Source organism: Mycobacterium hackensackense, assembly GCF_025822555.1.
Classification (GTDB): domain Bacteria; phylum Actinomycetota; class Actinomycetes; order Mycobacteriales; family Mycobacteriaceae; genus Mycobacterium; species Mycobacterium fluoranthenivorans.
In genome coordinates this window covers 267,967-289,060 of record NZ_JACKUC010000032.1, presented here as the reverse complement: position 1 = coordinate 289,060, position 21,094 = coordinate 267,967, and the positions used below count along the sequence as shown (strand labels likewise).

The 21,094-nt window shown below is 67.6% G+C and carries 22 protein-coding genes; 13 read left to right on the top strand and 9 right to left on the bottom strand.

The features are described from left to right. Nucleotides 1–28: 28 nt before the first annotated feature. On the bottom strand, nucleotides 29–877 hold the full coding sequence (locus H7J86_RS25720; RefSeq protein ID WP_090362609.1) for a Bax inhibitor-1/YccA family protein: 849 nt from the start codon (nucleotides 875–877) through the stop codon (nucleotides 29–31). Nucleotides 878–1,050: 173 nt separating this feature from the next. Between H7J86_RS25720 and H7J86_RS25715 the strand changes: the two genes are divergently transcribed. Genes H7J86_RS25715 through H7J86_RS25705 form a run of 3 tightly spaced genes read left to right on the top strand, consistent with a single transcriptional unit; the run spans nucleotide 1,051 to nucleotide 4,562 of the window. Further along, nucleotides 1,051–2,085 carry an enoyl-CoA hydratase/isomerase family protein gene (locus tag H7J86_RS25715; protein WP_267294409.1) on the top strand — a complete coding sequence of 345 codons (1,035 nt, stop codon included), beginning with the start codon at nucleotides 1,051–1,053 and terminating at the stop codon, nucleotides 2,083–2,085. A gap of 14 nt (nucleotides 2,086–2,099) precedes the next feature. After that, a complete protein-coding gene (locus H7J86_RS25710; RefSeq protein ID WP_267294407.1) occupies nucleotides 2,100–2,876 on the top strand; it encodes an enoyl-CoA hydratase in 777 nt (258 codons plus the stop codon). Nucleotides 2,877–2,885: 9 nt separating this feature from the next. Next, nucleotides 2,886–4,562 carry an alpha/beta hydrolase gene (locus H7J86_RS25705; protein WP_267294405.1) on the top strand — a complete coding sequence of 559 codons (1,677 nt, stop codon included), beginning with the start codon at nucleotides 2,886–2,888 and terminating at the stop codon, nucleotides 4,560–4,562. On the opposite strand, the gene H7J86_RS25700 is transcribed toward H7J86_RS25705, so the two are convergent. Continuing rightward, the gene (locus H7J86_RS25700; RefSeq protein ID WP_267294403.1) at nucleotides 4,533–4,919 is read right to left on the bottom strand and encodes a rhodanese-like domain-containing protein; all 387 of its coding nucleotides are present in this window, start codon (nucleotides 4,917–4,919) and stop codon (nucleotides 4,533–4,535) included. The genes H7J86_RS25705 and H7J86_RS25700 overlap by 30 nt on opposite strands. 1 nt (nucleotide 4,920) lies before the next feature. Then, nucleotides 4,921–5,463, bottom strand: coding sequence for a cysteine dioxygenase (locus H7J86_RS25695; protein ID WP_267294401.1), 543 nt, complete (start codon nucleotides 5,461–5,463; stop codon nucleotides 4,921–4,923). 127 nt (nucleotides 5,464–5,590) lie between these two features. Between H7J86_RS25695 and H7J86_RS25690 the strand changes: the two genes are divergently transcribed. From H7J86_RS25690 to H7J86_RS25680, 3 genes are all read left to right on the top strand, one after another. Further along, complete coding sequence (locus H7J86_RS25690) at nucleotides 5,591–6,025, top strand: lipoprotein LpqV (protein ID WP_187096704.1); 435 nt, start codon at nucleotides 5,591–5,593, stop codon at nucleotides 6,023–6,025. 130 nt (nucleotides 6,026–6,155) lie between these two features. After that, a complete protein-coding gene (locus H7J86_RS25685) occupies nucleotides 6,156–6,935 on the top strand; it encodes an SDR family NAD(P)-dependent oxidoreductase (protein ID WP_267294399.1) in 780 nt (259 codons plus the stop codon). 6 nt (nucleotides 6,936–6,941) lie between these two features. Then, complete coding sequence (locus tag H7J86_RS25680; protein ID WP_090362585.1) at nucleotides 6,942–7,880, top strand: patatin-like phospholipase family protein; 939 nt, start codon at nucleotides 6,942–6,944, stop codon at nucleotides 7,878–7,880. A gap of 15 nt (nucleotides 7,881–7,895) precedes the next feature. Here H7J86_RS25680 and H7J86_RS25675 read toward each other — a convergent pair whose 3' ends face one another. Beyond that, on the bottom strand, nucleotides 7,896–8,744 hold the full coding sequence (locus tag H7J86_RS25675; RefSeq protein WP_267294397.1) for a patatin-like phospholipase family protein: 849 nt from the start codon (nucleotides 8,742–8,744) through the stop codon (nucleotides 7,896–7,898). Between the two features lie 71 nt (nucleotides 8,745–8,815). Here H7J86_RS25675 and H7J86_RS25670 point away from each other — a divergent pair, with 71 nt between their 5' ends. Further along, complete coding sequence (locus H7J86_RS25670; RefSeq protein ID WP_267294395.1) at nucleotides 8,816–9,862, top strand: zinc-binding dehydrogenase; 1,047 nt, start codon at nucleotides 8,816–8,818, stop codon at nucleotides 9,860–9,862. Here the strand turns inward: H7J86_RS25670 and H7J86_RS25665 are convergent. Continuing rightward, nucleotides 9,859–10,905: an NAD(P)H-dependent amine dehydrogenase family protein gene (locus tag H7J86_RS25665; protein WP_267294393.1), complete on the bottom strand. Its 1,047-nt coding sequence runs from the start codon at nucleotides 10,903–10,905 to the stop codon at nucleotides 9,859–9,861. The two genes, H7J86_RS25670 and H7J86_RS25665, sit on opposite strands and share 4 nt — an antisense overlap. Nucleotides 10,906–10,982: 77 nt before the next feature. Between H7J86_RS25665 and H7J86_RS25660 the strand changes: the two genes are divergently transcribed. The 4 genes from H7J86_RS25660 to H7J86_RS25645 all read left to right on the top strand — a co-directional run bounded on the left by H7J86_RS25660 (nucleotide 10,983) and on the right by H7J86_RS25645 (nucleotide 15,577). Further along, a complete protein-coding gene (locus H7J86_RS25660; RefSeq protein WP_267294391.1) occupies nucleotides 10,983–12,116 on the top strand; it encodes a BTAD domain-containing putative transcriptional regulator in 1,134 nt (377 codons plus the stop codon). A gap of 70 nt (nucleotides 12,117–12,186) precedes the next feature. Next, nucleotides 12,187–13,905 carry a serine/threonine-protein kinase gene (locus tag H7J86_RS25655; protein ID WP_267294389.1) on the top strand — a complete coding sequence of 573 codons (1,719 nt, stop codon included), beginning with the start codon at nucleotides 12,187–12,189 and terminating at the stop codon, nucleotides 13,903–13,905. A 95-nt stretch (nucleotides 13,906–14,000) separates the two neighbouring features. Continuing rightward, complete coding sequence (locus H7J86_RS25650) at nucleotides 14,001–14,342, top strand: DUF732 domain-containing protein (protein ID WP_187096711.1); 342 nt, start codon at nucleotides 14,001–14,003, stop codon at nucleotides 14,340–14,342. 44 nt (nucleotides 14,343–14,386) lie between these two features. After that, entirely contained in the window at nucleotides 14,387–15,577 is a 1,191-nt protein-coding gene (locus H7J86_RS25645; RefSeq protein WP_267294387.1) for a lipid-transfer protein, read from the top strand. A gap of 76 nt (nucleotides 15,578–15,653) precedes the next feature. On the opposite strand, the gene H7J86_RS25640 is transcribed toward H7J86_RS25645, so the two are convergent. Further along, a complete protein-coding gene (locus H7J86_RS25640; protein ID WP_187096713.1) occupies nucleotides 15,654–17,276 on the bottom strand; it encodes a fatty acid--CoA ligase in 1,623 nt (540 codons plus the stop codon). 103 nt (nucleotides 17,277–17,379) lie between these two features. Between H7J86_RS25640 and H7J86_RS25635 the strand changes: the two genes are divergently transcribed. Continuing rightward, nucleotides 17,380–17,703, top strand: a complete 324-nt coding sequence (locus H7J86_RS25635; RefSeq protein ID WP_267294385.1) for a hypothetical protein — start codon at nucleotides 17,380–17,382, stop codon at nucleotides 17,701–17,703. A gap of 7 nt (nucleotides 17,704–17,710) precedes the next feature. Next, the gene (locus tag H7J86_RS25630; protein ID WP_267294383.1) at nucleotides 17,711–18,031 is read left to right on the top strand and encodes a hypothetical protein; all 321 of its coding nucleotides are present in this window, start codon (nucleotides 17,711–17,713) and stop codon (nucleotides 18,029–18,031) included. Here H7J86_RS25630 and H7J86_RS25625 read toward each other — a convergent pair. From H7J86_RS25625 to H7J86_RS25615, 3 genes are all read right to left on the bottom strand, one after another. Continuing rightward, the gene (locus H7J86_RS25625) at nucleotides 18,028–19,044 is read right to left on the bottom strand and encodes an MmpL3/TtfA transport complex stabilizer (RefSeq protein ID WP_267294381.1); all 1,017 of its coding nucleotides are present in this window, start codon (nucleotides 19,042–19,044) and stop codon (nucleotides 18,028–18,030) included. The two genes, H7J86_RS25630 and H7J86_RS25625, sit on opposite strands and share 4 nt — an antisense overlap. A 445-nt stretch (nucleotides 19,045–19,489) precedes the next feature. Beyond that, nucleotides 19,490–20,233, bottom strand: coding sequence for an amidase (locus tag H7J86_RS25620; RefSeq protein ID WP_267294380.1), 744 nt, complete (start codon nucleotides 20,231–20,233; stop codon nucleotides 19,490–19,492). A 158-nt stretch (nucleotides 20,234–20,391) separates the two neighbouring features. After that, nucleotides 20,392–21,072: a response regulator gene (locus H7J86_RS25615; RefSeq protein WP_090362771.1), complete on the bottom strand. Its 681-nt coding sequence runs from the start codon at nucleotides 21,070–21,072 to the stop codon at nucleotides 20,392–20,394. Nucleotides 21,073–21,094: the final 22 nt, after the last annotated feature.

The window sequence follows — 21,094 nt, the reverse complement described above, 5'->3', positions numbered from 1 at the left end:
TGTGGACGCCCTTTCTCTCGCCGTCGTACTAGTCGTTGTTGAAGTAACTCAGCAGGCGCAGGATCTCGATGTACAGCCAGACCAGGGTGACGGTCAGGCCCAGGGCGATGCCCCACGCGGCCTTCTCCGGCGCACCGGCGCGGATCAGCTGGTCCGCGGAATCGAAGTCCACGAGGAACATGAACGCGGCCAAGCCGATGCAGACCAGGGAGAACACGATCGCGAGCGGGCCACCGCTACGCAGGCCGAAACCCTCGCCGCCGCCGACACCGAAGAGCGCGAGCACCATGTTCAGCAGCGCGATCGCCACGACACCGAACATCGCGGCCACCAGCATCCGGGTGAACTTGGGCGTCACCCGGATCGCTCCGGTCTTGTAGACCACGAGCATGCCGACGAAAACGCCCACCGTGCCGAAGACCGCCTGCGCGATCATGCCGGGGCCGCCGGTGGAGACGAGGTTGGCGAACAGGAAGGACGCCGCGCCGAGGAACAGACCTTCCAGTGCGGCGTAGCTCAGCACGATGGCCGGGTTGTCCTGCTTGCGACCGAACGTCGCGATCATCACCAGCGCAAAGCCACCGAGACCGCCGATGGCCACGAACGGCATCATCAGTCCGTAGTTCTGCGACACGAGGAAGTACGACAGGACGCCGACGACCGTCACCACAGCCAGGGTGATGCCCGTCTTGGTGACGACATCATCGATGGTCAGCGGTCGCGAGACGCCGCGCTGCTGGTCCGGGTACTGCGTGACATAAGGTTCCGCATCACGCACTTGCTGCGCACCGAAGCTCGCGGCTCCGGTACCGAATTGCGCGTATCCGCCCTGCTCTTTCGGCAGGGAGCGGAATACCGGGTTGCTGCTCTCGCGCACCGTAGGTCCTCTCCTGTGCTGTAGGTCCGGCGTTCCCGGACGTACGATCAACGATCAAGTCCTGCGACAGGTTCCCGAGACGCTGATAAGACTCTCAGGAAACGTCCAGGATTGATCTTGGTCAAACCCTACCCGTCGCCGCATCCGCTGGGGCGACGAACTAGATTGCAATCGTGACCGAAAACGAGGACATCCTAGTAAGTGTCCGCAATGGTGTCGGCATCCTGACCTTGAACCGGCCCAGAGCGATCAACTCCCTCAACGACGTCATGGTCGCCGGTATCGCGCGGGCATTGACCGACTGGGAACACGACGATGCCATCACCGCCGTCCTGCTCACCGGGGCCGGCGAACGGGGGCTGTGCGCAGGCGGCGACGTGGTCGCCCTCTATCACTCCGCCTTGGCGGGCGGCGCCGCGGCGCGCTCGTTCTGGTGGGACGAGTACCTGCTCAACGCGCACATCGGCCGGTTCGCCAAACCGTATGTCGCCCTGATGGACGGCATCGTGATGGGCGGCGGCGTAGGCGTCGCCGCGCACGGCAACGTCCGGGTGGTCACCGAGAAGACCAAGATGGGCATGCCGGAGGTCGGCATCGGCTTCATCCCCGATGTCGGCGGCACCTACCTGTTGTCCCGCGCTCCCGGCCGGCTCGGCCTGCATGCCGCGCTGACCGGTGCACCGTTCTCCGGCGCGGATGCCATCGCGATGGGCTTCGCCGACCATTTCGTCCCGCATGATCGCCTCGCCGACTTCGCCGAGGCCGTCATCGCCGACGGGCACGAAGATGCACTGCACTCTTACGCCGAGGAGCCGCCGGCCAGTGAGTTGCTCGCCCAGCGGGATTGGATCGACAGTTGCTACGCCGGCGATACGGTCGCCGAGATCCTCACCGACCTGCGCGGCCACGATGAGCAGGCCGCCCGGGACGCGGCCGACCTCATCGCCACCCGTTCGCCCATCGCACTGTCGGTCACGCTGACCGCCGTGCGCCGCGCCGCGCACCTGCACTCGCTGGAAGAGGTGCTGCAACAGGAGTACCGGGTCTCGGTGGCCTCGGCGGCCTCCCATGATTTCGTCGAGGGCATCCGCGCCCAACTCGTCGACAAGGACCGCAACCCGACATGGTCGCCGGCCACCCTGGAACTCTGCGACGATGCGGCGATCGACGCGTATTTCGCCGCCGCCCATCCTGATCTGACGTTCTGAACCAAGGAGATCTGATGACTGACTACGAGACCATCCTGGTGACCCGCGCGGACCGCGTCGGCACCATCACGCTGAACCGTCCCAAGGCGCTCAACGCCCTCAACAGCCAGGTGATGCACGAAGTCACCACGGCCGCAGCCGAATTCGATGCCGATGCGGGTATCGGCGCGATCATCGTGACCGGCAGCGAGAAGGCGTTCGCCGCCGGTGCCGATATCAAGGAGATGGCCGACCTGTCCTTCGCCGACGTCTACTCGTCGGATTTCTTCGCCCTGTGGGGCAAGTTCGCCGCGACCCGCACGCCCACCATCGCCGCGGTCGCCGGTTACGCGCTCGGCGGCGGCTGCGAGCTGGCCATGATGTGCGACCTGCTGATCGCCGCCGACACCGCGAAGTTCGGCCAGCCGGAGATCAAGCTCGGCGTGCTGCCGGGGATGGGCGGCAGCCAGCGCCTCACCCGCGCCATCGGCAAGGCCAAGGCGATGGATCTGATCCTCACCGGCCGCACCATCGACGCCGCCGAGGCCGAGCGCAGCGGACTGGTGTCCCGGGTGGTGCCCGCCGACACCCTGCTCGAGGAGGCCAACGCCACCGCGGCGACCATCGCCGGGATGTCGCTGTCGGCGGCGCGGATGGCCAAGGAAGCGGTCAACCGAGCCTTCGAATCGACGCTCGCCGAGGGCCTGCTCTACGAGCGCCGGTTGTTCCATTCGGCCTTCGCCACCGACGACCAGACCGAAGGTATGAACGCGTTCACGGAGAAGCGCGCACCGAATTTCACGCATCGCTAAAGTCAAGCGGTGACCGCCACCGCCCTCGAAGCCCCGCCAGCACCTGCAGCCAAGCGGGCCTGGTGGATTCGGCACTACACCTTCTTCGGCACGGCCACCGGTCTGGTGTTCATCTGGCTGTCGATGACACCGTCGCTGCTGCCGCGCGGCCCGCTGTTCCAGGGGCTGGTCAGCGGTGCGGCCGGCGCGATCGGCTACCTGTTCGGCGTCTTCGGTGTCTGGCTGGTTCGGTACATGCGGTCCAGGGACACCAGCCCACCGGCCCCGAGCTGGGCGTGGAAGGTGCTCATCGTGGTCGGCATCCTCGGCCAGATCGCGGCCATCGTCTGGTTCCACGTGTGGCAGGACGACGTTCGCGATCTGTTCGGGGTGCCGCGGCTGACCTTCTGGGACCACCCGCTCACGGCGGTGCTGTCCATCGTCTTCCTGTTCGCATTCGTCGAACTCGGCCAGCTGGTCGACAAGCTGGTGCACTTCCTGGTGCGCCAGCTGGAACGGATCGCGCCACCACGGGTGTCCGCGATGGTGGCGGTGGGTCTGCTGCTGGCACTGTTCATCGCACTGCTCAACGGTGTGGTGGTGCGTTTCGCGATGTCCACCATCAACAACACCTTCGAGTCGGTGAACAACGAGGCTGATCCCAACAATGCCGCTCCCACAACACCATTGCGCTCAGGCGGCCCGCAGTCACTGGTCAGCTGGTCATCGCTGGGCCATCAGGGCCGAGTCTTCGTGTCCGGCGGCCCGTCGGTCGAGGATCTGTCGAAGTTCAACGGCGCCAAGGCGACCGAGCCCATCCGGGCCTACGCCGGGCTGAATTCGGCCGAGGGGATCAAGGCGATCGCGAAGAAGGCCGCCGAGGAACTCCGGCGCGCCGGCGGCCTGGACCGCAAGATCATCGCGGTGGCCACCACCACCGGGACCGGCTGGATCAACGAGGCCGAGGCCACGGCACTGGAGTACATGTACAACGGCGACACCGCGATCGTGTCGATGCAGTATTCGTTCCTGCCCAGCTGGATCTCGTTCCTGGTGGACAAGGAGAACGCCCGCCAAGCCGGCCAGGCGCTGTTCGAAGAGGTCGACGCGATGGTGCGCGAACTACCCGAGAACAAGCGACCCAAACTCGTGGTGTTCGGCGAGAGCCTGGGCTCCTTCGGCGGTGAAGCACCGTTCCTGGCATTGAACAACCTGATCGCCCGCACCGACGGTGCGCTGTTCTCCGGCCCGACGTTCAACAACACCATCTGGACCGACCTGACCATCAACCGCGACGAGGGATCACCGCAGTGGCTGCCGATCTACGACAAGGGTGAGAACGCCCGGTTCGCTGCCCGGCCGGACAATCTGAACCGGCCCGCCGATCCATGGGGGCACCCGCGTGTGGTGTACCTGCAGCACGCGTCCGATCCGATCGCCTGGTGGAATCCCGATCTGCTGTTCGCCAAACCCGATTGGCTCAGAGAACCTCGCGGCTATGACGTTTCGCCTCGGATGGAGTGGATCCCGGTGGTGACGTTCCTGCAGGTGTCAGCCGATATGGCGGTCGCGGTCGACGTACCGGACGGGCACGGCCATGTCTATGTGCGCGATGTCGCCAACGCGTGGGCGGCCGTGCTGCAACCACCCGGCTGGACCCCGGCCAAGACCGAGCAGCTACGGCCGCTGCTGCGCTCCGACGAGTGAGGCGGCCGCCAGGGCGTGATAGCCGCCGATGACGTCGGTGGCCCGGTGCAGCCCCAGATCCTGCAGGGCGGCGGCGGCCAGGCTGGAGGTGTAGCCCTCCGAGCACAGCACCACCCACTCGACATCGTCGTCGACCGCCTGCGGCAGCCGGGCGTCACTGGTCGGGTCGGCGCGCCACTCCAGCACATTGCGCTCGATCACCAGAGCGCCTGCCACCTCGCCCTCGGCGGCGCGCTGGGCGGCGGGCCGGATGTCGACGAGCACGGCGCCGCGTTCCAGCGCCGCGGGCACCTCGTCGGCGGGCAGGCGGTGCAGTCGCGACCGGGCGGCGGCGAGTACCTCATCGATCCGGCTCATGTCATCCTTCGGGTGCGTCGGTCAGTTCGGTCCGGTTGCGGCGCAGGGTCTGCTTGTCGGTGACCTCGTAGTAGGACATCGCCGTCAGCGGCGGCGAGTAGGCGTGCACGCTGAGCGTGACCGGAGCGGCAGGAACCGGTGTCGGCGCCCACACCACATCGTGCACCCACCCGAGTGGAAAGGCCGCCTGGTCCCCCGCGCGCAACCGCCTGCGCTTGAAGGTCTGACCGTCCCACCGGGTCTCGTTCAGTGCACCCGACACCACCGTCAGCGCGCCCAGCGAGCCGCCGTGATCATGCAGTTCGGTGGAGCGGTCCGGGACCCAGCTGATCAACCAGATATCGAGTTCGTCATCGCCATGGAGGCGGCTGTACCAGCGCTCGTCGGTCGGTGGACCGCCCACGGGCAGCAACCGGTCATACCGGCCGGACAGCACATCGTCGGCGTAGCGGTCGGTCGCGTTGAGCAGATCCGGCAGCCGCAGGCGGGTGGGCGCGGAGACCGCGGGCGGGGCGACGAGTGCTGCGGCAGAGGCAGAAACCATGGGTGACTCCAAAAAGGGAACGGTTGATGGGCGTGCGTGCTGGTGCTGTCAGACAGCAAGCGCGCAACAACAGCCCCGAAAACCGGTCCCCTCCGTCACGGCCGCGAGTGTTGCATAGATTGGAAACATGCGCAGCTACCCGATTCTGGTGTTCGCGGCCGCAACAGTCGCCCTGGCCGGTTGTTCATCGCACCCCGAGGCCCCGACCGCGTCGAGCCCGGCCACCGCCACGCCGATCTCGGAGCCGCCGCCGTTACCGCAGGAAGCGCCACTGCACGCGGGGGCCGTCGCGGTCTCGCCCGGCGGGGTCACCACCGCCGTCGACGTGCCCTCCGATGCCACGGAATCCCAGTACGGGCAGGCCTGCCACGCTGCCAAGCTCTGGCTCGACGAGCAGCGTGCCGAACCGCGCACCCTGGTCGAGGACTATCTGAAGACCTTGCAAGCACCCGAGGCCAACGGTCCGGGCAGCTTCAACACCCCGTGGGTGCAGCTCACCCCGGCGCAGCAGGCCGGCGTCATCATGGCGGCAAACGCCGCCGCCAACGGTGAGTGCGGCTGAGGTTCGAATCAGGCCGAGCCGAAAGCCCGTTGCGCGTTCCGTTCCCGGCGCCGCGCCGGTGTGACGGCCGCCCACCTGCCTGGGTTTGCACCCGCTGCCGCGATCTGCCCGAATACGGCAGGATGACGGTGTGGACTTCCGTAATCGCACTGCACTGATCACCGGCGCCAGCGGCGGAATCGGTGAAGAGTTCGCTCACCAGCTCGCCGGTCTCGGAGCCGACCTGGTGCTCGTCGCACGCCGGGCGGACAAGCTTGAGGAGCTGCGGGCAACGCTGTCGCGCAGCACGCCGGGCATTCGGATCGACGTGCTCGCCGCAGATCTGTCCCTGCCGGGGTCGGGGGCACAGCTGGCCGCGCAGGTCGAGGCCCTCGACCGGAAGGTCGACGTGCTGATCAACAATGCCGGTGTCGGGTCGCACGGCGAGTTCGTCAAGCTGGACCCGGATGCGCTGGCCGCGCAAATTCAGCTGAACTGCGGCACCCTGGTCGATCTGACGGCGCGGTTCCTGCCGTCGATGGTGCGGACGGGCAGCGGATTGGTGATCAACGTCGCGTCCACCGCGGCGTTCCAGCCGACCCCCACCATGGCCGTCTACGGCGCCACCAAGGCGTTCGTGCTGTCCTTCACCGAGGCGCTGTGGCAGGAGACCAAGGGCAGCGGGGTGCGGGTGCTGGCGCTGTGCCCGGGTGCCACCGAGACCGAGTTCTTCGCCCGCACCGGAAAGCAATTCATGACCCGTGGGCGCCAGACTTCCCGGCAGGTCGTCGACACGGCGCTGGCCGCCGTCGACAAATCGGGTCCCACCGTCATCTCGGGCCTGGCCAACACGGTGCTGGCGGCCAGCGCGCGGCTGTTGCCGGGCCGGCTGCTGGCACCGGTGGCGCAGCGGATCATGAAGGAGTCCTGAGCGCCGATGCGGATCGCCCTTGCGCTCGGCAGCGGCGGTGCCCGCGGCTACGCGCACATCGGGGTCATCAACGAGCTGCAGGACCGCGGGTACGAGATCGTCGGGATCGCCGGGTCGTCGATGGGCGCCCTCGTCGGCGGCCTGTATGCAGCCGACAAGCTTGACGAATTCGCCACCTGGGCAAGCTCTTTGACGCAGCGGGCGGTGCTGCGGCTGCTGGACCCCTCGATCAGCTCACCCGGGGTGCTACGGGCGGAGAAGATCCTCGACGCGGTGCGCGAGATCCTCGGCGACGTCACCATCGAGGAGCTGCCGATCCCGTACACCGCGGTATCCACCGATCTGATCGCCGGCAAATCGGTGTGGATGCAGCGCGGTCCGCTCGATGACGCGATCCGGGCCTCCATCGCGATCCCCGGCATCTTCACCCCGCATGTGGTGGACGGCCGGCTGCTGGCCGACGGCGGCATCCTGGACCCGCTGCCGATGGCGCCCATCGCGGCGGTCAACGCCGATCTCACCATCGCGATCAGCCTGTCGGGCGCGGATCCGGCGGCCCGGCTCAGGGAGCCGGAAGGGCCCCGGCCCACCGCCGAGTTTCTGGGCCGGATGTGGCGCAGCACAACGGCATTGCTGGACACCACTGCCGCCCAGCGGGTACTGGAGACCCCGGCGGCGCGTTCGGTGCTGAGCCGCTTCAGCAGTGTCGACTCCGAGCCGCCCGACGATACCGGGGTGCCGCGCCTGGGCAGCTTCGAGATCATGAATCGCACCATCGACATCGCCCAGGCCGCGCTGGCCCGGCACACACTGGCGGCGTATCCCCCCGACCTGCTGATCGAGGTGCCGCGCACGGCATGTCGCAGCCTGGAGTTCCATCGTGCCGATGAGGTCATCGAGATCGGTCAGGAACTCGCCGCCGCCGCGCTGGCCGTCCTGGACTGATACCGGCTCGGCCGGTCAGTGCGCCAAGAATTCCGCGACCGCCCCCGCCACCCGCCTGCCCTGCGCCCGGCCCGCGACCGCAGACGGTCGCCGGCATGCCGGGTCCAACGGATTGCGCCCGAAAGCGGTCAGCGCCTCGTCATCGGCGTACACCGTCAAGGTGCGGCCGGCGAACGCGGCGATCTCGCCGGCCGTCCCGGTATCGAACGGGGACGGTGCGAACTCGGCGGCGGGCACCAGCACCACCACGGCGTCGCAGTCCGCGGCGGCGGCGGTGTTGACGCTGCTACCCACCCCACCGTCCATATAGCGCCGGTCCCCGATGGTCACCGGCGGCCAGGCGCCGGGCACCGCGCAACTGGCCGCGACGGCATCGACCAGCGGCACACCCGATTGCGGGGTGAACACCACGAGTTCCCCGGTGTCGACGGGAATCGCGGTGATCCGCAGATCTCGATCCGGCCAGTCGTGCGAGGGCAGCCGGTGCGCGATCACCTCGCGGCGCACCGCCTCGGGCACGGTGTGAGCGGCCAGCGCGATCGCCCCGATCCGCCGCAACCGCTCCTGCGGGCTGCCCGGCTCACTGAGCGCGCTCAGGAACACGGTCGAGATCTGGTCGATGTCGACACCGGAATCGATCTCATGCGACTGGTCGGCGATCTGACGGGCGAAGAGTTCAGCCAGCGCCGCACCGCTGCCCAGCGCAGCGGCGACCGCCGACCCGGCGGAGGTGCCCAGCAGCACGTCGGAATCCAGCAGCGCCGCCGCGGTGTCCGGGGATTCGTCGGCGATACCGGTGAGCACCCCGGTCTCCCAGGCGATACCCGCCAATCCGCCACCGGCCAGGATCAAGCCACGTTTCACGAGGTCCGAGTCTGCCAGCACAGGCGTGTGTTCTACCCAATTCTCCGACACTCGTGCGTCATGATGGCAGCATGACAAGCGCGACGATGCGGGCCCAGCGGTTCTACGCGGAAACCAAAACCATTGCGGTGGAGGATGTTCCGATTCCCGAACCGGGCCCCGGCGAAGTCCTGGTCAAGGTCGCGTTCTGCGGGATCTGCCATTCGGACCTGAGTTTGATCAACGGCACCTTCCCGGCCCAGATCCCGGTGGTGACCCAGGGCCATGAGGCCTCGGGCACCGTCGCCAAACTCGGCCCCGGTGTGACCGGCTGGGCCGAGGGCGACCGGGTGGTCGTCGCCGCGGGCCGGCCGTGCCTGGACTGCGTGAACTGCCGCCGCGGCGACGTGAGCAACTGCCTGCGGATCCGGTTGATGGCCTTCGCCTATGACGGGGCCTGGGCGCAGTACACCGTCGCGCAGGCCTTCGGACTCACCCGGGTGCCCGACAACGTGCCGCTGGAACAGGCCGCCATCCTGGCCGACGCGGTGTCGACGCCGTTCGGCGCGGTGGTGCGCACCGGCAAGGTCGGCATCGGCGAGTCGGTCGGTGTCTGGGGCGTCGGCGGGATCGGCACTCACATCGTGCAATTGGCCCGGCTGGTCGGCGCGGCGCCGATCGTCGCGGTCGACATCAAACCCGCCGTGCTGCAACGCGCCCTCGAGTTGGGCGCCGACCATGCCTTCGACGCCCGCGATGACGCGCTGCACGACAAGATCGCCGAAGTCACCGGAGGCCGCGGACTGGACGTCGCCTTCGATGCGGTCGGGGTGTCCTCGACGTTCGACCAGGCGCTGGCCAATCTCACCGTCGGCGGCCGGTTGGTCGGGGTCGGGATGAGCGCCGACGCGCCGACCATCGGGCCCACCTCGATGTTCAACCTGACCAAACGCCAAGTCCTGGGCCACCTCGGCTATCAGAACGCCGATATCGGCACCCTGGCCAAGCTGGTGTCGCTGGGCCGACTGGATCTGCACCGCTCGATCAGCGATATCGTGTCGCTGGAGGACGTGGCCAAAGGTATCGAGAAGTTGCACCACGCCGACGGTGACCCGATCCGGATCCTGGTGGAGCCCTAACTCAGATGCGGTGCCGCTCGGCCCGCGATGAGCGGCAGATCCAGATAGGTGGCGACACCGGGAGCCGCGGCGCACACCGCGGGTACCGAGTTCACGCAATGCGCGGCGGTGCCGACCACACCGGACTCCGCCTCGTCGCCCGGTTCGCCCTGGAATCCGCGCACCACGACGGTGAAGTCGGGATTGCCCCGCACCGCCATCTCGTAGCGCTGCCCCTCCGGCCCGAAAGTCCATGCGGGATCGAGGTTCTCCTCCCCCATCAGCCAGTTGACCGTGATGCGCACCACCGGTTCGCCGTCGACCTGGGCTTCCCAATGGAACCGGCGGGCGGCGACCTGACCGGGTGCGATATCGCCGATCGGCGAGGCGATCGGCGCGGTGGCCACCGCCACCTCCTGGGACGTGACGACGCGCGGGTCGGCGCGGAAACCGAGCTTGTCGGTGCACATCCGGATCGCCTGGATGAACCCGCCGTCGAGCATCTTCTGCATCGGGCCGCTCATCGCCTTGTCCGGGGTGTCGCCGAAGCCCATCACGTGGCGCAGGACGTCGGGTGCGTCGTAGGTGCGCAGATCGGAAAACTCTTCGGCGCGAACGAAGGTCACTCCGGTGGACAGCGCCGACAGCAGCAGCGGGTACTTCTCGCTGAAGCCGCCGGGCGCGATACCGGTGCCGTGCAGAGTCACCCCACCCTCGAGAGCCGCGGCCCGCAGCGGTGCGGCCTGTTTCTCGCTCGGGTACAGCCAGCCCACCGGGGTGACGACGTTCTTGCCGGATCGCAGCAGTTCGGCCACCTCCTCGGCGTTCGGCAGCAGCGGCGCGTAGATGACCGCGTCGGCGTCGAGCGCCAGGATGTCCTCGACCCGGTTGGTGGCGGCCACTCCCAGCGGAGCGCTGCCGATGAGGTTCCCGATATCGCGACCGTTCTTGGCTTCCGAGTGCACCCACGCGCCGGCGAGCTCGAGATCGGGATGTTCGAGGATGCCCTTGATGGCGGCCACCCCCACTCCGCCGGTGGCCCACTGCACCACGCGCAACGCCATTGTCGCTCCCTTCCGCATGCAAGAACTAGAACACGTTCTACCACCTTTACGGCCGCCGCCCGGCACAATGACCGGTGATGACCAACGCCCTGGACTTCGGTGTACTCGGCCCGTTGCAGGTGACCGTCGACGGCGCAGCGCTGCCGCTGGGGACGCCGAAGCAACGGGCGGTGCTGGCATTGCTGGTCATGAGCCGAAACCGGCCGGTCAGCGGCGATTCCCTGGTCACCGCGGCGTGGGAGCAGTTCCCCCCGCCGGAACCCAAAGCCAGCCTGCACTCCTACATCTCCAATCTGCGCAAGCTCATCTCCGGCACCGGCGCGGACGGGCGCACGGTGCTGGCCAGCGCGGCACCGGGTTACCGGTTGGCGGTCGACGATGCGAACTGCGATATCGGCCGCTTCATCGCAGCCAAGAGCGCCGGGGTACAGGCCGCCGCGGCCGGACAGTTCGAGCAGGCCAGCAGTCACCTGGCCACGGCCCTGGCACAGTGGCGCGGACCGGTGCTCGACGACCTGCGGGATTTCGAGTTCGTCGACCCGTTCGCCACCGCACTCGTCGAAGACAAGGTGGTGGCCCACACCGCCCATGCCGAAGCCGAAATCGCTTGCAACCGTGCCTATACCATCATCGGCAGCCTCGAGTCGCTGGTCATGGAGTTCCCCTACCGCGAGCCGTTGTGGGCGCAGCTGATCACCGCGTACTACCTCAGCGACCGCCAGTCCGATGCGCTGGATGCCTTCCAGCGACTCAAGTCCACCCTGGCCGACGATCTGGGCATCGACCCCGGGCCCACGGTGCGCACGCTGTACGAGCGCATCCTGCGCCAGGAACCCCTCAACGTCCGTCAGGCCGCCCGGACCACGGCCGTGCACAAGATCAACAATCTCGACCTGCGCACCGCCGTGGGTGTGCAGGTCGCCTCGGCACAGCTGCGCACCCGGTCCGGACGGGTCTACCCGCTGCTGGCCGCGGCCACCAGGATCGGCAGACTGCCCGATAACGACATCGTGCTGGACCAGGCCAACGTGAGCCGCCACCACGCCGTCATCATCGACACCGGAACCAGTTTCGTCATCACCGACCTGCGCTCGGCGAACGGCGTCGAGGTGAACGGTCAGCGCATCCGCGGTACGGCCAGCCTCGACGACGGCGACCGCTTCCGGATCTGCGAGCACGAGTTCGCCTTCGAGATCGTCCGTCCCGACTGAGCTTCGGCTGTGAGCGCCACGTCCACCCGTTAGGGTGTTGAGCCTGCGGACGTAGAGGAGCGAGGCAGACATGACCGGGCCGACTTCGCGTGAGGGCACCGATTTCGGCCCGTATCGACTGCGGCGTCTCATCGGCCGCGGCGGGATGGGCGAGGTGTACGAGGCCGAGGATACGGTCAAAGACCGGATCGTCGCCCTGAAACTGTTGCCGGAGGGTGTCTCCCACGATCCGGTGTTCCGCAAGCGCCTGCAGCGCGAGGCGCATTCGGCCGGGCGTCTGCAAGAGCCGCACGTGGTGCCGATCCACGATTACGGCGAGATCGACGGCGTGCTGTACGTCGACATGCGCATGATCAACGGGAACGACCTGCGCAAGCTGCTCAAGGGCTACGGACCGATGACGCCGGCGCGCGCGGTCGCGATCATCCGCCAGGTCGCCTCGGCGCTGGACGCCGCCCATGAGAGCGGCATCATGCATCGCGACGTGAAACCCGAGAACATCCTGATCACCCGGGACGATTTCGCGTACCTGGTGGACTTCGGGATCGCCAACGCCGCCAGCGACGAGAAGCTGACCGAACTGGGTACCGCGGTGGGCACCTACGCCTACATGGCCCCGGAGCGGTTCACCAGTGGCGAGGTCACCTACCGCGCCGACGTGTACGCGCTGACGTGTGTGCTGCACGAATGTCTCACCGGCTCCCAGCCGTTCCCGGGTGACAGCGTCAGCATGGTGATCACGGCCCACTTGATGAATCCCGTCCCGGCGCCCAGCCACACCCGGCCCGGCATCCCCACCGCGTTCGACGCCGTCATCGCCCGCGGGATGGCCAAGAAACCCGAGGACCGGTTCGCCAGCGCGGGAGACCTGGCCGCCGCCGCGACCGACGCACTGAGCTCCCGGGATCAGGATCAAGCGGCCACCATCGTGGCGCGCGGTGAGGCCGCCGTCCGCCCCGGCGTGCCGTACGGCGCGCCCGCCCGGCCGCCCACGCCGCCGCCGTTCGGGGCCACCGCGCCTCCTGGTGCCACGCCACCGCCGGTCCCCCCGCCGCCACCGGGTGCCACGCCGGCGCCGTACGCGGCCACCCCCGCCGGTTTCCACCAGGCCCCGTCGGGCGGGCCGACCTGGAATCAGGGCAGTCCCCCGCCGAAGAAGAAAGCGACGCCGTGGCTGCCGATCGCGGCCGCTGCGGGCGTGTTCGTGCTGGTACTCGCCGCGCTCGGAGTCTTCTGGCTGGTCAAACCCGAGGACACCGCCGCGTCCCCGACCACCAGCACCAGCAAGACCACCGAAGAGCCGACCGAGACCACCGACACGACGGAGACGACGGAACGGACCCGGACCACCGAACCGGACAGCCCGGGCACCCTGGAGAACCGGCTGCTGGGCATGCTGCCCCGCGACTACTCTCCCGGGTCCTGTCAGGTGCTGCACCCGCCGGTGACCGGCGCGCTGGCGACCGTCGACTGCGGACCGGCCTCCTCACCGGGTGGACCGGCCGCGTCGCGATACTCGCTGTTCGCCGATCAAGGTCAGTTGTCGGCCCACTTCGACGACGCCATCAAGGGCGATTCCGAGTTGTTGCAGTGCCCGGGCAGCGGGATCGATTCGCCGACGACATGGCACTACACCGACTCCGCGCAGCGGGCTGAGGGCTCGATCGCCTGCGGCACGTACAACAACGGTCCCGACATCACCTGGACGAAGAACTCCGACCTGCTGATCGGCAATATCCAGGCGCCCGATCTCGCACAGTTGCACCAGTGGTGGCTGGCCTACGGCTAGCCCGCCAAGACGACGCCAAGAATCCATCAAGATCGGCGTTGGACCCTGATGCCGTCCCGGAGCGACCGGGACCGACATCACCAGGAGTCCAGCCCATGTTCAGCACTTTCGCCCGCACCGCACTCGTCACCACGATGTCCGGGTTGGCGCTGGGACTGGCGGCGTTCGCCTCGGCGGGCACCGCGAGCGCGATCACCTCGCAGACCGATACCGCGTTCCTGAGCGAGATCGCCGACGAGGGCATCTCCTACGATTCCGCCTCCGCGGTCATCGGCAATGCGCACCAGGTCTGCTCAGAACTCAAGGCCGGCGCCTCCGGCACCGATATCGGCGGCGACATCCTCGCCCACACCGACCTGACCACCCGGCAGGCCGCCGCCTTCGTGGTCATGTCGATCGATTACTACTGCCCGCAGTACACCGACGCCTTCGCCTGAGAAGTATGTTCGATCCCGACCGCAATGAAGCGAAAGGGATCACCATGCCGAATCGTGTGTTCGTCGTCGGGGTCGGAATGACCAAGTTCGAGAAACCGGGCCGGCGCGAGGGCTGGGATTACCCCCAGATGGCCAACGAGTCGGGCACCAAGGCTCTCGCCGATGCGGGTATCGAGTACACCGAGGTGCAGCAGGGTTACGTCGGCTACTGCTCGGGCGACTCGACCTCGGGTCAGCGCGCGCTCTACGAGCTGGGCATGACGGGCATCCCGATCGTCAACGTCAACAACAACTGTTCCACCGGTTCAACGGCGCTGTACCTTGCGGCGCAGTCGATTCGGGGCGGGTTGGCCGACTGCACGATCGCGCTGGGGTTCGAGAAGATGCAGCCGGGTTCCCTCGGCGGCGGCGCGCAGGACCGCGAATCGCCGCTGGGCCGGCACGTCAAGGCACTGGCCGAGATCGACGAGTTCGCCTTCCCCGTGGCGCCGTGGATGTTCGGCGCGGCCGGGCGTGAACACATGAAGAAGTACGGCACCACCGCCGAGCACTTCGCAAAAATCGGCTACAAGAACCACAAGCATTCGGTGAACAACCCGTACGCGCAGTTTCAGGATGAATACACCCTCGATGACATCCTGGGCTCGAAGATGATCTCGGACCCGTTGACCAAGCTGCAGTGCTCGCCCACCTCCGACGGTTCGGGTGCGGCCATCGTCGTCAGCGAGTCCTTCGTCGACTCGCACGGGCTGGCAGGTCAGGCCGTGGAGATCGTCGGCCAAGCCATGACCACCGACTTCGCCTCGACCTTCGACGGCAGCGCGGCCAACATCATCGGCTACGACATGAATGTGCAAGCGGCACAACAGGTCTATCGCCAATCCGGACTCGGCCCCGCCGACTTCCAGGTGATCGAGCTGCACGACTGCTTCTCGGCCAACGAACTGCTGCTGTACGAAGCGCTGGGCCTGTGCGGTGCGGGCGAGGCCCCGGCGCTGATCGACAACGACGACACCACCTACGGCGGCCGGTGGGTGGTCAACCCGTCCGGCGGCCTGATCTCCAAGGGCCATCCGCTGGGTGCCACCGGGCTGGCGCAGTGCGCCGAGCTGACGTGGCAGCTGCGCGGTACCGCCGACAAGCGGCAGGTGTCCGGGGTGGCAGCCGCGCTGCAGCACAACATCGGTCTCGGTGGCGCGGCCGTGGTGACGGCCTACCAGCGCGCCGAACGCTGACTCCCGCCGAGATCGACAAACGGGCGCGAAGGTCCTGGGACTTTCGCGCCCGTTTGATCAATTGGGCGCAGATCGGTCAGAGGATGATGACCTCGTAGCTGCCGTCGGCGTGCTGGGCCCGGATGGTCTTCTTGTCGTATTTGCCGACGCTGGTGCGCGGCACCTGCGTGATGAACGTCCACCGCTCCGGCAGCCACCACCGAACCACCTTGTCGGCCAGGAACTCCCGCAGCTCGGCGGCATCCGCCGAGGCGCCTTCGTCGAGGACGACGACGGCCAGCGGCCGTTCCTCCCAGCGCTCGTCGGGCACACCCACGACGGCGGCCTCCAAGACGGCCGGGTGGGCGATGAGCAGGTTCTCCAGCTCCACCGACGAGATCCATTCGCCGCCGGATTTGATGACGTCCTTGGCCCGGTCGGTCAACGTGACATAACCGTCCGGGTCGATGAGGCCGACATCTCCGGTACGCAGCCAGCCGCTGTCGAATTTCTCGGCGTCCCGGCCCAGGTAGTAACCGCCGGTGATCCACGGCCCGCGCACCTCCAGCTCACCGATCGCCTTACCGTCATCGGGTAGCCGGTTGCCCGCGTCGTCGACGATGCGGACCTCGACCCCGCACATCGGCCTGCCCTGGGTCGCGCGCATCTGCCAGTGCCGCTCCTCGGAGACGCCGGGCAACGGTTTGGCCACCGTGGCCAGCGGGGAGGTCTCGGTCATCCCCCAGGCCTGCTGGATGTAGACGCCGTACTGCTCCTGGAAGGTCCGCATCAGCGACACGGGCACCGCCGAACCGCCGCAGGCCACCAGCCGCAGCGACGAAACATCGTGCCCCGGAGACCTTTCCAGGCAGTGCATGACATCGTTCCAGATCGTCGGGACCGCCCCGGCCACCGTCGGCCGCCGCGTTTCGATCAGCTCGATGAGCGAGGCCCCATCCAGGAACCGGTCCGGCATGGCCAGGTCGGCTCCGGCCATCAACGCCGCGTAGGGCAGGCCCCAGGAGTTGGCATGGAACATCGGCACGATGGGCAGCACCACGTCGCTGGAGCTGACGTCCAGGGCGTTGGCGGTGCATGCCGTCAGCGCGTGCAGATAGCTCGAACGGTGGCTGTAGACAACACCTTTCGGGTTTCCGGTGGTACCGCTGGTGTAGCACATCGCGGCCGCAGAATTCTCGTCGAGCTCGGGCCAGTCGAACTCTGTGGGCTGGCCGGCCAGCAGTTCGTCGTAGCGCAGCACCGTCGGACCGGACAGCGCGTCGAGGTCGCCGTCGCCGACCACGATCACGGTGTGCACGGTGCTCAGCTGAGGCAGCACCGGGGCCAACAACGGCACCAGTGAGGCGTCGGCGATGATCACCTGGTCCTCGGCCTCGTTGGCGATGAACGCGATCTGTTCGGGCGACAGCCGGATGTTCAGGGTGTGCAGGACCGCGCCCATCGCGGGGGCGGCCAGGTACGCGACGAGGTGTTCGGCGTTGTTCCACTGGAAGGTGGCGACCCGCTCGTCCCCGGTGATCCCGAGCCCGCGCAGCGCGTGCGCCAGTTGGGCGGCCTGTTCGCCGACTTCACGGTAGGTGATGCTGCGGTGGCCGCCCTGCCCGGTGGCGGTGGTGACGACGCGGTCCCCATTGACGCCGCACGCGTGGCGCAGGATCGCAGTGATGGTCAAGGGCCAGTTCTGCATGGTGGAGTACACCGCCGCGATGGTAGCGCCAGCCCGGGTTGCACCTGCAACGAATCACCGCCGGCGGACGATGTAGTTCACAGCAAGTGTTCACCACATCGACAGGGGGCGCGTCATGCGTCCGTATCTCACCGCCGTGCCACTGGCGGTGGCCGCGCTGCTCGGGTGCGCGCCACCGGTACACGCCGACCAATCCGCGCTGGACACCATCGGCGTGCTGGAGTCCGAGGGTTACACCGTCAACGTCGACCGGGTCGGCAGCGCCCCGATCGATCAGTGCGTGGTCACCAGTGTGCGTAACCCGCAAACCGTCACCCGGCTGATCCGGGTGGACAACGGCCGTAACGGCAAACACGACTACGACTATGTCGAGGTGGTGGTCAGCCGGTCCATCTCGGTGTCGCTCGACTGCACCGCAAACCTGCGACATGGGCCATGATGGACGTATGCGAATGAGATGGCTGCTGCCCACGACGGCGGTATGTGCCGCGATCACCCTGTCCACCGGGATCGCCGCCGCCGAAGAAACGGCGCAGGAGACCATCAACCGCCTGCAGTCCGAGGGCTACACCGTGAACATCGACCGGACCGGCACCCTGCCGATGAGTCAGTGCGTGGTCACCAACGTCCGCAATCCGAACACGGTCAAACAGTGGGTGCCCTATGTCGGGCCGGGCACCGATGAACGGGTGCTCGTGCAGCAGACGGTCAGTCAGTCGATCTCGGTGTCGCTGGACTGCAACCGGTCGATCAACGGCACGCGTTAGACGCCGACCGGCTCGAGTTCGCGCTCGTCGGCGAAGGCGATGGCCTCGAACGGCGAGTACATCGGCGGCGGCGTCACGCGGAACGCGGTGATCTCGCCTTCCACGTCGGTGACGTAAAGCCGGTCACCCTGGTCACTCAGGGCCACCGCCGTGGGGCGGGACCCGACCGTGATGGTCTCCAACACGTCGTTGGTGACGGTGCACAGCACCGCAACCTGGTCGTAGTCGACGACATAGGCACGCGAACCGTCCGCAGACATCGCCATCTGGATCGGCAGCGAGCCGGCCGCGATGGTGCGGTTGACGGTGAAACCGGCGAGATCGACGACGACGATCGCGCCCAGGTCGGTGATATCCGAGGTCAGCACGTACGCAGCGGTCTTGGTGACGGCGAGGTCGCGGATCGGCGCACCCAGCGACAGGGCCTTGCGCACGCGAGCGGTCTCGGTGTCGATCATCAGCAGACGGCTGCCCGAGATCGTGGTGACGGCCGCGTACAGGGTGCGTCCGGACGGGGCGATCCGGAGCCCGTCGATCGAGGCGCCGACGCCCGCGGGGATGTCGATGGTGCCGACCCGCTCGGCCGTGGTGTCGATGACAGCGATATCGACATGGTCGTCACCGGTGCGCGCCACGTAGGCGCGCTTGCCATCGGGGCTCACCTCGATCGCGGTCGCGGTGAATGCGAGCGGATAGGTGGCGAGGACCGTGTTGGCGCGGGTGTCGACGACCACCACGCTGTCCACCTCCGCGGTGCTGGTGAGCACGTACGCGCGGTCGTCGGCAAGTGCGACGGCGGTGGGCTCGCCCAGCACAGGCACCTGGCCCGGGCCCGTGACAGTGTCCGGGCGGACCACGGTGACGGAGTCGTCGCTGTGGTTGGCAGCCACGATCGTCGTGGAATTGGCAGCCACGTCGGCGATGACACCACGTCCGATCAGCACCGATCCCGCGAACGCCGTCCGCGATTCGGTCAGCGCAGCATCATTCGCGCGCACAAAAACACTTGCCATTTCCTCGACACCTCCGCCGGTATGTCGGCACCGGCACTAGATTCAGTCGCCATGCGCCGTGGTTGGCGCGTTCGTCCTTGATTCTAGCGACGAAAAACGGGTCGACAGCGGGCTCGAACGGGACCGGTGGACGATCTGCCGTCAACCTCTCAGACACTTATTAGAAAACTTTTCGTTATGCAGTTGTGACCTTTGTTCAGCAATTCGAGGCGGGCCGTCTAGCACCGAAGATGCGGAGCCAGCAATTGCCAGCCAGACGCCCCGAACAACCCGCGACCACCGGCGACCGCAACGCGGGAACCGGAAATGAGCGGCATATCACACCCGACACATCAGCAAATCCGCCGCCCCGACGCCCGGTATCCGCGGCACCAACCGCGGCGCCATGACCGGAATTCCGTCGATTTGACGTTGCTGTCAAATTAGCTACGGGGTCGTCCCGCGCTCAGGGCAGCAGCACGTACGAAAGGCCCTTCTGGGCTTTTACGTCGCGCGCCGACCAGGTGCCGGGGCCCATGCCGGGCCCACCCATCTCGGTGAGCCGCAGATACGTGCCATCGGCGCGTTTGGACACCGTGTCCACCCACGCCACATGTCCGGCCGCAGGCGCATCGAGCACACCGGGCGGAATGACGACGATCGCACGCGACTGCGGATCGCCGGCCACCGACCAACCCGAGGACCTGGCCGCACTCGCGAGATCCTTCGGCGCACCACCGATCGCCGGATAGAACTGCTTTCCGGAGACGAAATACCATTTCTCGAACGCGGCCCACATATCGGTGCCATCGCGGCCCGGATTGTTCTGCGCCTTACGGCCGACGGCGCGTCCCGCGGTCAGCCGCATCGATTCGGTCTCACAGGGCGGTACCACCGGATCATTGGAGCCGGTGTCCAGCATCGCGTCGGTGACATAACCGCCACTTTGCAGCCTGTTCCACAGATCGGTGCTCAAGTGATAGGGACCGCCGCTGAACACCACGCCACGGGCATAGCACGTGATGACCACCTTCGAGTGATCGGCGATGCTGCCGATCTTCTGGCTGGTCGCCGACGGCGCCGAGCGGACCGCCAGGTCAAAACTGCCCGTGTTGACCGTGACCGTGCGCCCACCGGCGGCCGCTTCCGATTGCGGCACCGCCCCCGCCTCGCCGCCTCCCGAGACGAGGGAAGCAAGTGAGAATGCCACGAATGCGATTGCCCACGTACTCACCCTGGTCGAACTCACCCGCAACCCTTTCGGAATACCAATTCGCAGAATCATAATTCCCGAATTGGCTATTTGCTAGAACCGAAAGAATTCTTTGCCGACCCGTGATGTCCGGCCGGCACCGGGGCACCCGGCCCTCAATGCCATTGATAGCGCGTCTTGGGACGTCCGGCCTTCCCGTAGTCGGTGCCACGCGCGACGGTCCCGTCGTCGGCGAGCCGCTCCAGGTACCGCCACGCCGTCACCCTCGACACCCCGACCCGCTCGGCCACCTCATCGGCGGTCAGGCCGTTCGGACTGTCCCGCACCACCCGGGCGATCTCGTCGGTGGTGTGCGGCGCCGCTCCCTTCGGCGAGACGGCCTTGTCGGTGGCGACCCGCAGTTCGGCGAAGGCCCGGTCCACTTCGGCCTGGCTGGCGGCTTCGGTGCCGGCGGGCAACGCACTGCGGTAGCGCCGATAGCGCTCCAGCCGGTCCCGGAACGCCGCGAAGGTGAACGGTTTGAGCAAATACGCCAGTGCCCCGTGCGCGACGGCGGCCCGCACCATCTCCAGGTCTCGCTCCGAGGTGATCGCGATGATGTCGGGCGCGGGCGCCAATCCCGACAGCGCCGACGCGAGCGCGATCCCGCTGGCATCGGGTAACCCCAGATCGAGCAGCACCAGATCGACGGGAGGCTGCGCTTCCGCCGCGGCCCGCATCGCATCGCGCGCGGTGTGCGCCACCGCGACCACCGAAAACCCATCGAGGCGGCCGAGATAGGTGAGGTGGGCCTCGGCGATCAGTGGCTCGTCCTCGACGATCAACACCCGGATCATCGGCGCACTCTGCTCTTCGCGC